The organism is Enterobacter sp. PL_is511, from assembly GCF_055816065.1.
Genome location: NZ_JBVPGP010000020.1, coordinates 55,553 through 67,986 on the forward strand (window position 1 = coordinate 55,553; position 12,434 = coordinate 67,986).

At 58.3% G+C, this 12,434-nt stretch carries 10 protein-coding genes; 5 read left to right on the plus strand and 5 right to left on the minus strand.

All coding sequences use genetic code 11. The annotated features are described in order from the left end of the window. Positions 1-36: 36 nt before the first annotated feature. Positions 37-555 (plus strand): GNAT family N-acetyltransferase, encoded by a 519-nt coding sequence (locus AC0TN7_RS07795; protein ID WP_032647470.1) that lies wholly within the window; start codon positions 37-39, stop codon positions 553-555. Continuing rightward, positions 552-1,001, plus strand: a complete 450-nt coding sequence (locus AC0TN7_RS07800; RefSeq protein ID WP_463726753.1) for a DMT family transporter — start codon at positions 552-554, stop codon at positions 999-1,001. Before AC0TN7_RS07795 ends, AC0TN7_RS07800 begins: the two co-directional genes overlap by 4 nt. Before the next feature lie 3 nt (positions 1,002-1,004). On the opposite strand, the gene AC0TN7_RS07805 is transcribed toward AC0TN7_RS07800, so the two are convergent. Both AC0TN7_RS07805 and AC0TN7_RS07810 read right to left on the minus strand, forming a co-directional pair. Then, positions 1,005-1,238 (minus strand): YdcY family protein, encoded by a 234-nt coding sequence (locus tag AC0TN7_RS07805; RefSeq protein WP_008501298.1) that lies wholly within the window; start codon positions 1,236-1,238, stop codon positions 1,005-1,007. 96 nt (positions 1,239-1,334) lie between these two features. Further along, on the minus strand, positions 1,335-2,933 hold the full coding sequence (locus tag AC0TN7_RS07810; RefSeq protein ID WP_024907249.1) for an ABC transporter substrate-binding protein: 1,599 nt from the start codon (positions 2,931-2,933) through the stop codon (positions 1,335-1,337). Between the two features lie 283 nt (positions 2,934-3,216). Here AC0TN7_RS07810 and AC0TN7_RS07815 point away from each other — a divergent pair, with 283 nt between their 5' ends. The 3 genes from AC0TN7_RS07815 to AC0TN7_RS07825 are packed head-to-tail and all read left to right on the plus strand — an operon-like array spanning position 3,217 to position 9,723. Beyond that, positions 3,217-4,563, plus strand: a complete 1,347-nt coding sequence (locus AC0TN7_RS07815; protein WP_473702003.1) for an SrfA family protein — start codon at positions 3,217-3,219, stop codon at positions 4,561-4,563. Positions 4,564-4,567: 4 nt separating this feature from the next. Beyond that, positions 4,568-7,549 (plus strand): virulence factor SrfB, encoded by a 2,982-nt coding sequence (locus AC0TN7_RS07820; RefSeq protein WP_473702004.1) that lies wholly within the window; start codon positions 4,568-4,570, stop codon positions 7,547-7,549. After that, positions 7,546-9,723, plus strand: a complete 2,178-nt coding sequence (locus AC0TN7_RS07825) for a virulence factor SrfC family protein (protein ID WP_473702005.1) — start codon at positions 7,546-7,548, stop codon at positions 9,721-9,723. The genes AC0TN7_RS07820 and AC0TN7_RS07825 overlap by 4 nt, the downstream gene beginning before the upstream one ends. Before the next feature lie 71 nt (positions 9,724-9,794). Here AC0TN7_RS07825 and AC0TN7_RS07830 read toward each other — a convergent pair whose 3' ends face one another. From AC0TN7_RS07830 to patD, 3 genes are all read right to left on the minus strand, one after another. Further along, entirely contained in the window at positions 9,795-10,550 is a 756-nt protein-coding gene (locus AC0TN7_RS07830; RefSeq protein ID WP_473702006.1) for an alpha/beta fold hydrolase, read from the minus strand. Positions 10,551-10,636: 86 nt separating this feature from the next. Then, positions 10,637-10,810, minus strand: a complete 174-nt coding sequence (locus AC0TN7_RS07835) for a GhoT/OrtT family toxin (RefSeq protein WP_013096478.1) — start codon at positions 10,808-10,810, stop codon at positions 10,637-10,639. A gap of 182 nt (positions 10,811-10,992) precedes the next feature. Continuing rightward, positions 10,993-12,417: an aminobutyraldehyde dehydrogenase gene (gene patD, locus AC0TN7_RS07840; RefSeq protein ID WP_032647482.1), complete on the minus strand. Its 1,425-nt coding sequence runs from the start codon at positions 12,415-12,417 to the stop codon at positions 10,993-10,995. Positions 12,418-12,434: the final 17 nt, after the last annotated feature.

The window sequence follows — 12,434 nt, forward strand, 5'->3', positions numbered from 1 at the left end:
GTAATACTATAGTGAACAACACACAGAGGCTTCATCATGATCGTTCGTCATGCCTGCAAAGAAGACTGCGCTGCGATAGGCGAGATTTACAACCACGCGGTGCTGCATACTGCCGCGATCTGGAACGATAAAACCGTCGATACCGATAACCGAATCGCGTGGTTTGAGGCGCGCACGCTGGCGGGTTATCCGGTTCTGGTGAGCGAAGAAGACGGTGTCATCACCGGTTACGCCTCTTTCGGCGACTGGCGCGCCTTCGACGGTTTTCGCCATACGGTTGAGCACTCGGTCTATGTCCATCCGGCCCATCAGGGCAAAGGGATTGGCCGCACGCTGATGAAGGCGCTGATTAACGAGGCCCGCGCCATCGGTAAACACGTGATGGTGGCCGGCATTGAAGCGCAAAACCATGCCTCGATTCATCTCCATGAGACGCTCGGCTTTGTGACGACCGGACAAATGCCGCAGGTGGGAACCAAGTTTGGCCGCTGGCTGGACTTAACCTTTATGCAGCTGCAGCTGGACGAGCGCAGCGATCCGGACGCTATCCCATGAATCAGTCACTGACGCTGGCGTTTCTGGTGGCGGCGGGCATCGGTCTGATGGTGCAAAACACCCTGATGGTGCGTATCACCCAGTCCTCTTCCACCATTCTCATCGCGATGCTGCTGAATTCGCTGGTCGGCATTGTGCTGTTTGTCAGCATTCTGCTGCTGAAACAGGGCGTCGCGGGATTCAGCGAGCTGGCCGCAACGGTGCGCTGGTGGACGCTTATCCCGGGGCTGCTGGGGTCGTTTTTCGTGTTTGCCAGCATCAGCGGTTATCAGAACGTTGGCGCGGCGACGACCATCGCCGTGCTGGTCGCAAGCCAGCTGATAGGCGGGCTGGTGCTGGACGTGCTGAGGAGCCATGGTATTCCGCTTCGCGCCCTGATTGGCCCGGTGTGCGGCGCGGTGATGCTGGTCGTGGGGGCCTGGCTGGTGGCGCGACGCCAGTTTTGATCGTTAAAGTATGGTGCCGCCTTTCGTCAGCTGTTCCTCACGCGCGTCCATCTCTTCTTTATGCTGCTTACCGTGATGCGAAATCGCGGTGCGCAGACGCTGCTGCTGGGTGTAGCGATCTTCACGGCTCAGCTCTGCATCATCGCTTAATTCAATCAGCAGTTCGTTCATGTGGGTGATGACGCTCTCTTCGATGGCGGCATCGACGCGGGCGATAACTTCGTTTAAATGTGACATTGTCACTCCTTGTGAATTGCCGGGTGGCGGCTACGCCTTACCCGGCCTACAGGGGGAACCGTAGGCCCGGTAAGCGCAGCGCCACCGGGCACACGATCAGTTCAGCTTCGCTTTCGAGAAATCGCTGCCCATCAGGCTTACGCTGTACCCGGTCACGTTGCTGCGGGTCGCGTAGAACGTTTTCCCGTTGGCCAGCGCGATCCACGGTGCCTGCTGGTAGAAGATCTCCTGCGCCTGGCTATAGAGCTTCGCGCGCTCAGCCGGGCTGCTGGTCAGCTTCGCTTTTTGTACCAGGGCATCATACCCCTTATCGCACCAGCGCGCGGCGTTTGAGCCGGTTTTAATGCTGTTGCAGCCGAGCAGCACGTCGGCAAAGTTGTCCGGGTCGCCGTTGTCGGACATCCAGCCAAACAGCGCGGAGTCATGTTCGCCTTTACGCATTCCGGAGAGATATTCGCCCCACTCGTAGGAGACAATTTTGGCCTTCACGCCAACTTTGGCCCAGTCGCTCTGGATCATCTCCGCAATACGACGCGAGTTCGGGTTATACGGACGCTGAACCGGCATTGACCACAGCGTGACTTCCGCTCCCTTCTCCAGACCCGCCTGCTTCAGCAGGGCTTTCGCTTTTTCAGGATCGTAGCTGTAGTCCTTCAGGTCTTTATTGAAGCCCAGCATATTTGGCGGGATCGGCGATTTTGCCACCGTGCCCGATCCCATAAAGACCGCATTAACGATGGCCTTCTTGTCGGTCGCGTAGTTAAGCGCCTGACGCACCAGCACGTTATCAAACGGCTTTTTCTCGGTGTTAAACGCCAGATAACCGACGTTCAGCGCATCGACCGAGTGCAGCGTCAGGTCTTTGTTGTTCTTGATGGCGTCAAACTGAACCGGGGACGGCGCAGGAATGATCTGGCACTCGTTGGTCTGCAGCTTCGCCAGGCGGGTTTCCACGTTTGGCGTAATGGAGAAGATGAGATGCTTCGTCGGCACTTCACCTTCCCAGTAGTTCGGGTTCGCGACGTAGCGGATCAGCGAATCCACTTTGTACTGCTGCAGCACGTAAGGCCCGGTACCAATCGGCCAGGTGTCCACGTTCTCAGGCGTGCCTTTTTTCAGCATCGCGTCGGCGTATTCAGCGGAGAGAATCGAGGCGAAATCCATCCCCCAGTCGGCCAGGAACGCGGCGTTGGGCTCGCTCAGGGTGAACTGAACGTGGTAATCATCGACCTTTTTAACGTCCTGGATCAGCTTATCGAGACCCACATCGTTAAAGTATTCGTAGTTGCCCTGCGACACGTTGTGGTACGGGTGTTTAGGGTCTTTCTGACGCATGACCGAGAAAATGACGTCATCAGCATTAAAGTCGCGCGTCGGTTTGAAGTATTTGTTGCTGTTGAACTTCACTCCTTTACGCAGGGTAAAGGTATAGGTCTTGCCGTCCGGTGAAATCGTCCAGGATTCCGCCAGCGACGGCACCGGGGTGTTTTTCACCGGGTCGAAATTGATCAGACGGTTATACAGCACCTGGGAGCTGGCCACAAAAGACGGGCCTGAGCTGGCAATTTGTGGGTTGAAGGACTCGGGGGACGCTTCTGAACAGTAAATAAGCGTGTCGTTGTTTGCCGCCCATGCGGCACCGGCTGGTAACAGCGCGCTCAGCGCAAGGGCGAGCAGTGTTTTCCCTGTAGACATGGTTATAACCCTGACAGTTTTATTATATAAGACAGTAATAACAGCACAGGCGGTATGACCTGGCAAATAACGAAACACTATCAGGTTATTCTAAAGCCGCCTTTTTCGCTGTTTTAACCGCCAGCGTCCAAAAAGGTGATTTGCCTTAAGGGCCATTATTCGTCAAGCACAACCGTCACTTTCTATGCCGCAAGAAATCGGCCCTTTTAGCGTCTCTTCCCCCGTTTGGTTGCTTCCTCGTTTCGTTAAAGTAATGGTGTGAAGAAGTATATGGGATCAAATCGTGGCAAAAACTCTTTTACGCAGCGGTAATCTGGATGACTTTCAGGCCGTTGGCGGCGGCGGACAAGCCGTTTTCGAATCAGCGTTACAAATCCGGGAAGCGCTCCGGTTGCGCAAACAACAGGCCATCGTCGACTGTCTGGCAATTCCTCAGGTCAACGACAGCGGTGACCGTGTGGACTGGTATTCCCCGGTTGAAGGGAGCGTAACCAGCTGGAAAGCGGCAGATGAAGATGACCGCTATCGCGCCCTGCGCTATCTGGAAAACACGCTCGCCAGCGTCGAGTCGTTAAGCAAGAAATGCCTGCAGTCGCCCAAAACCGCGCAGCAGCTTTTTGGTTCTCTGCTGTCGAAGGCGTTTCAGTTCCCGGGTGAAAACTTCCTCTTCCTGGTAGACGGAAAGCCGGTCATCAGCTTCTGGGGGTTTGTAAACCTGAACGAGAGTGCGCGCGACGATGTCCTCGACTGCCTGCGTGAATCGCTGGTCCCTGAGCCTGCTCCCGTTGTCATTGAAGATCCTGAACCGGAACCTGAGCCAGAACCGCTGGTGACCTTTGAACAGGCTGACGAGCCGCTGATCGCCCCTTCCACGGTGGTGCGCATTACGCCGGAAGATCTGTATGAGCCAGAACCGGCCCCGGTCGTGGCGCAAGTCGTTCAGGAAACGCCCCCGGCGATTGTCGCGAAAAAGCGCCGCGTCCCACTGTGGACGCTGCCGGTTGCCGCCGTGATCGTCGCCGCCATTGCCGCCCCACTGCTGTGGCCAAAACAGTCGCCTTCCGCTGACCCCGCTCCGGCGCCCGCTCCAGAGCCCGTCGAGATTGCGCCAAAACCGATCAAAGCGGTTGAGCCACTGGCGATGAAATTACCGCTGCATCAGGCAGAGGTCGTGGCCAGCAAAGAAAAAGAAGCAGTTCCGGCGCCTGCACAAACAACCGCTCCGGTGGTTATTGTCGCCATCCCGAAAGATGCCATGGTGATGGAAGCGAATCAGGTAAAAGCGGGATCGACGCGTTTCCTGAATGGCACCTGGCGTGCGGTTCTCGACGTGAAAGATCCGGTTACCGGCAAGCCGCCATCAATGCGCTATCAGATCCAGAACAACAAAGGTTTCGCCCGGGTTGTCCATGGCGATAACGTGGTCTGCCGTGCGGAGGTCTTCTCCGGGCTGCACAGCAATGGCGAGCTGATGATTAAAAGTCGCGGAACCGCCCGCTGCACCGACGGTTCCCGCTACCCGATGCCGGAGGTTGCCTGTAAAGCCGGAACCAGCGATATCGCGGAATGTCGCGCCCGTTATGATGCCAACACCGTCGTCCCACTGACGTTCAAGAAAGCAGGTGCCTGATCCTATGCTGGTTAATCTTTGCGACTATAAACAAAGCGTCACGCTTATTGCCAACAGCGGCGTGCAGTTCCTTGATTTCGGTCTGACACCGCAGGACACCGCCAGCAACGGGCGCTTCGTACGTAAAACAGCGAACGGCCCGCTGTTGCGCCTCGATTTCGACCTGGTCAACGGTCGCTATACCCTGCCGGGAACGAACGGCGGGCAGCCTGAAGTGGTCAAACCGGAAACCACCATCCCGCTGCATCAGTCTCTGACGGTGCTGGACGGCGTCTGGCTTCCGGTTCCGTTCCTGCGCTTTAACCCACCGCGAACCTTTGTTGAGGGGCCGGATAACTGGGCACGCGTTCAGGTGCGCAGGCTTGATACGCCCGATACGGCAGGCAATACGCACCGCGTCACGCTCGCCCTTGACAGCCAGATTGCTGAACACGCCACGTCCGCCCTGTCCCCGGTTGAAAACGATATTCTCAACGGGACCCGTTTCGCGCTGGCCTGGCGCGATAACGAGGTAGAAAGTTTCCTCGATCAGACCTGGATTGACGGCTGGCTGCGCGAGGCCTTTACCCAGTATGCCGACGGCGTTGAAAACCGCTCAGAACGCGATCTCCAGCAGGCGATGCGCGGATTTGAGTATCAGGCCCACTGGCTCAACGTGCTGACCATGCTCGGTGAACAGCTCACCGTGCCGGAAGTGAAATTTGTTACCCATACGCTCAGCACGCCAGCCATTCCGGTTGACCTGATCCTCGACGTGGGTAATACCCACACCTGCGGCGTCATTATTGAAGACCACGGCGATGCGAACGATGGGCTGCGCCAGACCGCCGAGCTGCAGGTTCGCTCGCTCAGCGAGCCGCAATTCCTGAACGAGCCGCTGTTCACCAGCCGTCTCGAGTTTTCGGAAGCGCGTTTTGGCAAGCAGCACTTCTCGGTTGAAAGCGGTCGCGAAGACGCCTTTGTCTGGCCGTCGATTGTGCGCGTCGGTGATGAAGCCCGCAAACTGGCGATGCAGCGTCTGGGAACCGAAGGCAACAGCGGTATCTCCAGCCCGCGTCGCTACCTGTGGGATGAAACGCCGGTCGTGCAGGACTGGCGCTTTAGCCAGATGAACAGCAAAACCCAGCGTGAACCGCTTGCCACCGCATTCCCGTTGATGAACCTGATGAACGATGACGGCGAGCCGCTCTTCACGCTTCCGCAGGACGAGCGCCTGCCGGTCTTCTCGCCGCAGTACAGCCGCAGCACCCTGATGACGCACATGCTGTGCGAGCTGCTGGCGCAGGCGCTGGGACAGATCAACAGCGTCGCCACGCGCTTGCGTCTGGGCTTCCCGGCGTCGCCGCGCCAGCTGCGCACCCTGATCCTGACTCTGCCCTCGGCCATGCCAAAGCAGGAGCGCGAGATTTTCCGTCGCCGCATGTTTGAAGCCATCGCCATCGTCTGGAAAGCGATGGGCTGGCACCCGCAGGATGAGGATTTTGTCACCCGCAAACAGCAGGAAAAAAGCGTGGTGCCGGTACCTGAAATCCAGATGGAGTGGGATGAAGCCAGCTGCGGTCAGCTGGTCTGGCTGTATAACGAAGCCATCTCCCGCTTTGGCGGTCAGACCGAAGCCTTCTTCGCCTCCCTGGCCCGCCCGGACCGTGAGCCTGAGCCGGGTAGCCAGCCGGGACGCGCGCTGCGCGTCGCGTCCATCGACATTGGCGGCGGGACAACGGATATGGCGATCACCCATTACCAACTGGACGACGGTTCCGGCAATAACGTCAAAATCACCCCGCAGCTGCTGTTCCGTGAAGGCTTTAAGGTCGCGGGTGACGATACGCTTCTGGACGTGATTCAGCGCTACGTGTTGCCCGCTCTGCAAACGCAGCTGCAGAAATCCGGTATCGCGGATGCCTCGCTGCTGATGGCCTCGCTGTTCGGTGACTCCGGGCGCATTGATACCCAGGCCGTGCTGCGCCAGCAAACGGCGCTGCAGCTCTTTATGCCAATTGGCCATGCTATTCTTGCCGGATGGGAATCCAGCGACGTTGACGATCCGCTGGCCGGTCTGCATGCCACCTTTGGCGATCTCCTGCCGCAAAAGCCGACCCGCAACGTGATGAATTACCTGCAGCAGGCGATCGATCATGCCCTGCCTACGGGTTCAGACGCTTTCGATCTGTTTGCGGTGCCGCTGCATGTGAACTTCCGCGAAATGCAGGATGCGATGCTGGCCGGGCAGTTTACGCTGGCCTCCCCGCTCCACGCGGTGTGTGAGGCGATATCCCATTACAGCTGCGATATTCTGCTGATCACCGGACGCCCCGGCTGCCTGCCTGGGGTTCAGGCGCTCATTCGCCACCTGCAGCCGGTGCCGGTCAACCGCATCGTCTGGCTGGATAAATACCAGGTGCACGAGTGGTATCCGTTCAGCCAGCAGGGGCGCATTGGCAACCCGAAATCCACCGCCGCAGTGGGCGCCATGCTCTGCAGCCTGGCGCTCGATCTGCGTCTGCCGCGCTTCAACTTTAAAGCCGCGGACATTGGCGCGTATTCCACCGTGCGCTATCTCGGCGTGCTGGATAACACCGTCAATACCCTGCGCGAGGAAAACGTCTGGTATCAGGATATCGATCTTGATAAACCCGGCGCGAAGCTTGACGCGCGTCTGCACTTCCCGCTGCGCGGTAACGTCACCCTCGGCTTCCGCCAGCTGGCGAACGCGCGCTGGCCTGCCACGCCGCTCTACACGCTCAGCATTAACTCGGCTGAACTGGCCAAAGCCATTGCCGGTGACGGCGTGCTGAACGTGCGGCTGAAACTCTGCGGCGGCAGCAAGCAGGAAGGCCCGGAAGCCTTCGAGCTGAGCGATGCCTGGCTGCAGGACGGCACGCCGGTTGCGCCTGACGCACTAACCTTCAAATTGAATACTTTGGCCGACCGCCGACACAGCGGCAGCCACTACTGGATAGACAGCGGGAGCGTATACCTGAAATGACAGCGACCACGACCACCACTCAGGCCTTAATCGGGTGGATTAATGAGACGCGCCTGAACGCCCCAGTGCTGGATAACGATGCTGACGCCCTGCTTGCTCGCATCAACGCGGCGCAGGCGCGGGAGCAGGCCATTGAACGCGCCATGACTCGCCAGAGCAGCATTGGGCTTTACGGTCATTCGCAGAACGCGAAAGCACACCTGCTGCTGTCTCTGTGCGGCAGCGGCAATGGACGCCTTAACGTGACCCCAGGCCAGCGCACCTTTGACTATTTTTCGCATATCAATCCGGGACATGCCCTGACCAACATGGCCGTCCGCTTCACCCGGGAAACCCCGGAGGTGGCTGATGAGGCGTTTCCGCTGCGTCTGCGTCTGGTCACCGAGGCCGAGCTGGTACAGCTGTTTATTGCCCGCACGACCCTGCACCCGCAGATGCGCGCGGTGGATAAGGCGGTCATTGAGACACGTCTGGAGAAATGGCGCGGGCTGCGCCAGCCGCAGGGCGTGCCCGGTATCACTGCTCAGGAGGTGGGAGCGATTGCCCGCTTCTGGCAAAGCACCGTACCCGCAGCGAAACAGCAAATTGATGATGCCCTCTGGTATGAGTTTGCCCAGCTGGTGCCATCGCTCGATCTCAGCACGCGGGCCAGCGTCTGGTCCCTGCTGTGGGGCGAGCAGCAGGAGTTGACCCAGCAGTGGTTAAACCTGGCCCACGTGCTGCACCAGACCAGCCATGTCAGCGATCTTGCTGCCCCGCTTAGCCTGCTGGTGGACAGCTTTGGGCTGCCGGGTGAAGGGTTCCTGACGCACGACGGCACGTTAGACCTTCAGGACGCGCAGGAGACGCTGCTTCATCCGCTGAATGGCGGTGAAATGCTTAACGCCATCAGTATCCCCGTCGATGTGCTGGCCTTCCTGACCCGCGAGCTGGTGTTGCCGGTTGAGAACGGCGCGCTGGACAACGTCGATATTATTGATATTCCGGTTTTTGAAGATAACCGTGCCGACCCGCTACGCCAGGCGAAATCCCAGTGGCTGCTCGAGCATTACCGTCAACAGCTTCAACCTGATGTGCTGGTGATTTGTAACGCGACGGCGCAGCACGAACAGACGGCCAAAAAAGCAAAAGTGTTGATGAACTGGGTGAAGGAGACACAGCCTGCTGAAGAGTCTGCCCTTCCAGGTCTGGTGTGGGCGATCACCCCGCATGACGCCCGCTTTACCACCCGGCAGAACCTCGACGAAGCCGTACAGCATCTGCTCGGTAAGCCGGGCTTACGCTGGGGCACGCTGCAGGCCCTGGACAGCCACAGCATGCAGCGCGTCATCGAGTGGCTGTCCCAGGCCACGCTGCCCGCGCAGCGACAGAAGCGTCTCAGCACGCTGAAAGGCCTGATGCGACAGGAGCTCTCATCGCTGATGCAAAGCTATCTGACGCCGCTGGTTGAGGAGACGGGGACAAGACGTGCTCAGGCCGAAAAGATGGTGCGCACGCTGCAAAGCAGCGCCGCCCGCCACGGCGAACTGCTTGAAGGCCTGCTGCCGCCGCTGAAGGCCTTTGAAACGCTGCTCGCCGTTCAGCAGCCTCGCGAGGAGCAGGTGAACGGGTTGTTTACGGACACCATTGACCTGTTTGCCGAGAATGCACAGGAAAGCAACGGCCTGTTCCAGACAAAAGACAAAGCGCGACTGGCGCACAGAGTGTGGATAAATCATCTGCGCCAGTGGAGCCGCAATGAGGCCGCGGCCGTCCGCCTGGGGCTGGAACCTGCGGTGTTACAGCAAATCGCGGATGTGCTGGTGACCACCAGCTACCGGCTTGATCTGCCTCAACAGCTTCAGCGTATCGTCGAAGCGGATAAAAGTAGCGCTGCGCAACTGCATGCCGTGATGGGCAATTTCATTGGCTGGCTGGGTTACGACCAGACGCCCGTGGCGACGCGTCCGGCAAGCCGCATCCGCAAGGGCCAGGCCATCTTCGTCACGCCAGTGGTCAGTAGCGCCGAGCCTCGTCTGACGCGCCTGGGAGAACAGCCTGTGCATGCGGCCACCGTGTACGTTTACGACTGGCTGGTCGCCCTCTATAGCCGCGCGATAGAGAACATTGATTACCAGCATCCGCATGATGTTCAGCCTGACGCACGTCAGGCACTGCGGGCTTTAATAAAGTAGCCGCCCTTCATGCCGGGTGGCGCTGCGCTTACCCGGCCTACATTTTGCAACGATAATAAATTGCACAACGATCACACCGTCATACACTCAGCTAACGTCTGTGCCAGCGCAGACGGGTTTTCCCACGACATTGAATGCCCCGCCGCAGGGATAATTTTTACCTCAACGCCCTTCTGCTCTAGATTTTCCACATCGTCATCCGGCAGAGATAGCTCGCCGAAAATCAGCGTCACCGGGCAAGTAAGTGACAGAAACTGCGCTTCCCATTCCGGTTCAACGCCCGCCACCAGGCTGGATGCACCGCGCCAGACGGCATAAGCGGCATTGCTCTGCAGGCACCCTGCCCACGCTGTTTTTTCTGCGCTGAGCATGGCGTCATAACCTTGCTCCAGAAACTGTTGCTCGGTTTGCGCTGCTATAGACCGGCTGAACATGCCCCCACCCGCGTGAAAATTGGGCTCTGACACCATCAGTCCCTTCACGCGCGTTGCCAGCAGCCCCGCCGTTTCGATAGCAATACTGCCGCCCATGCTGTGGCCGTATAACCAGAAGGCATCCAGCTCAAGATGGTCAATCAGTTCCGCGACAACGTGGGCCTGGTCAGTGGTTTTATAGCTGTAGTGCTCAGGCTTATCGCTGTAGCCGCTGCCGGGCAAGTCGATGAGAATCGCTCTGCGCGAGCCAAACAGCGGGTCACAAACGACGCGGGGATATTCATAGGAAGAGGCGCAGCCCAGCCCGTGAATGAACACCACGGGATCGCCGGTACCGGGCAAGTCGTGCCAGCGCACGGTGCAACCGGCCTGCTGCGAGTAAAAACTGTTCATAAGCACTCCTTTTATGATGCACTGTGTATTTATACAGTTATCACATCAGGAATGCTATGTTCATCTTTTAAAACTGGAAGCGTGCTTCAGAAAAGCGAGACCAGCAGCGCAACGGGAAAGCTCATTGGCCAGGTTGACCCCACCAGGAAAGCGCTGAGCAGGCGGATACGTTTGCGGTCTTTGGAGAGGAACCAGGTAATTAATGCGCAGATGGAAGCCATGATTGCGTAAAAAACCAACATCTTTTGATACAACGTCATTCTGTATACCAGAGCCGAAAAAATAACCGCACGCAATATGCGTCATATGTTGACACAGATCAAGTTTTTTCGTTACAGAATAACCACTTAAAAATTATGGCTAATAACAATTGAGTATCTTACGTAACACATGTGGCGGGCAAGGAGAGCGCCTGGCCGCAAATGCGACCAGGCTGAGCGGATTAGTGTTTGATCATCACATGCCGCACGACCGTATAATCCTCAAGCCCGTAGACCGACATATCTTTGCCGTAGCCGGATAATTTCATGCCGCCGTGCGGCATTTCGCTCACCAGCATAAAATGGGTATTCACCCAGGTGCAGCCGTACTGCAGGCGCGCGCTCAGGCGATGAGCGCGGCCCACGTCTTTCGTCCAGACCGATGACGCCAGGCCGTATTGCGAATCGTTCGCCCAGGCCAGCACCTGCGCCTCGTCGTCAAACTCGGTGACGCTCACCACCGGGCCAAACACCTCGCGCTGAACGATGGCGTCGTCCTGTTTTGCCCCCGCCAGCAGGGTTGGCTGGAAGTAGTAGCCTGCCCCCTCTTTTTTGCTCCCGCCGGTGACAACCCGGATATGGCCGAGCGCTTTCGCGTCATCGACGGCCTGACAGACGCGAGAAAGATGGGCGGCCGAGCTGAGAGGTCCCAGTTCGGTAGAGGCATCCTCCGGTGCACCCATTTTAAGGCTGGCGACCGCTGCGCCCAGCTTTTCCACCAGCGCGGCATAAATGCCTTTCTGGGCATAAATACGACAGGCCGCCGTACAGTCCTGTCCGGCATTGTAGAAACCAAACGTCCGCACCCCTTCGACAACCGCATCCAGGTCGGCATCATCAAAGACAATAACCGGCGCTTTACCGCCCAGCTCCATGTGGGTGCGTTTAATGGAGGACGCCGTATGGCCGATGATATGTTCCCCGGTCGCAATCGAACCGGTCAGCGAAACCATGCGGACTTTTTCATGCCCGGTCAGCGGATCGCCGACCGTTTTCCCCCGCCCAAACAGCACGTTCAGAACGCCTGCGGGGAAGATATCTTTTGCTAGTTCTCCCAGCTTCAGCGCGGTCAGCGGGGTGATCTCTGAGGGCTTAATCACCACGCAGTTTCCTGCCGCCAGCGCGGGCGCGAGCTTCCACGCCGCCATCATCAGCGGATAGTTCCATGGTGCAATAGAGGCAACCACGCCCACCGGGTCACGGCGAATCATCGAGGTGTGTCCTTCAAGGTATTCCCCCGCTGCCAGGCCGTTCAGGCAGCGGGCGGCCCCGGCAAAGAAGCGGAAAACGTCCACCACCGCCGGAATTTCATCACCCAGAGCGCAGTGCAGTGGCTTGCCGCAGTTGAGGGATTCCAGCTTCGCGAAAGTGTCGGCATGTTCTTCGATGGCGTCAGCCAGTTTCAGTAAGCACTCTGCACGGGCTTTCGGGGTGGTTTGCCCCCACTCGATAAAGGCACGATCGGCAGCCCGAACGGCAGCATCGACCTGCGCGGCAGAGGCTTCAGCGATGTCCAGCAGCACTTCTCCGGTGGCGGGATTGTAAACCGGCTGCTTTTCGCCTTCGCCAGTAATCAGTTCACCATTAATCAGCAGTTGGTTTTGCATAGCGTTGTCCTGTTTAA

Excerpts from the sequence above, each read along its gene's own strand:
- AC0TN7_RS07805 (WP_008501298.1), bottom strand. The coding sequence starts at position 1,238 with ATGTCACATTTAAACGAAGTTATCGCCCGCGTCGATGCCGCCATCGAA.
- AC0TN7_RS07795 (WP_032647470.1), top strand. The coding sequence starts at position 37 with ATGATCGTTCGTCATGCCTGCAAAGAAGACTGCGCTGCGATAGGCGAG.
- AC0TN7_RS07810 (WP_024907249.1), bottom strand. The coding sequence starts at position 2,933 with ATGTCTACAGGGAAAACACTGCTCGCCCTTGCGCTGAGCGCGCTGTTA.
- patD (WP_032647482.1), bottom strand. The coding sequence starts at position 12,417 with ATGCAAAACCAACTGCTGATTAATGGTGAACTGATTACTGGCGAAGGC.
- AC0TN7_RS07825 (WP_473702005.1), top strand. The coding sequence starts at position 7,546 with ATGACAGCGACCACGACCACCACTCAGGCCTTAATCGGGTGGATTAAT.
- AC0TN7_RS07835 (WP_013096478.1), bottom strand. The coding sequence starts at position 10,810 with ATGACGTTGTATCAAAAGATGTTGGTTTTTTACGCAATCATGGCTTCC.
- AC0TN7_RS07800 (WP_463726753.1), top strand. The coding sequence starts at position 552 with ATGAATCAGTCACTGACGCTGGCGTTTCTGGTGGCGGCGGGCATCGGT.
- AC0TN7_RS07830 (WP_473702006.1), bottom strand. The coding sequence starts at position 10,550 with ATGAACAGTTTTTACTCGCAGCAGGCCGGTTGCACCGTGCGCTGGCAC.
- AC0TN7_RS07820 (WP_473702004.1), top strand. The coding sequence starts at position 4,568 with ATGCTGGTTAATCTTTGCGACTATAAACAAAGCGTCACGCTTATTGCC.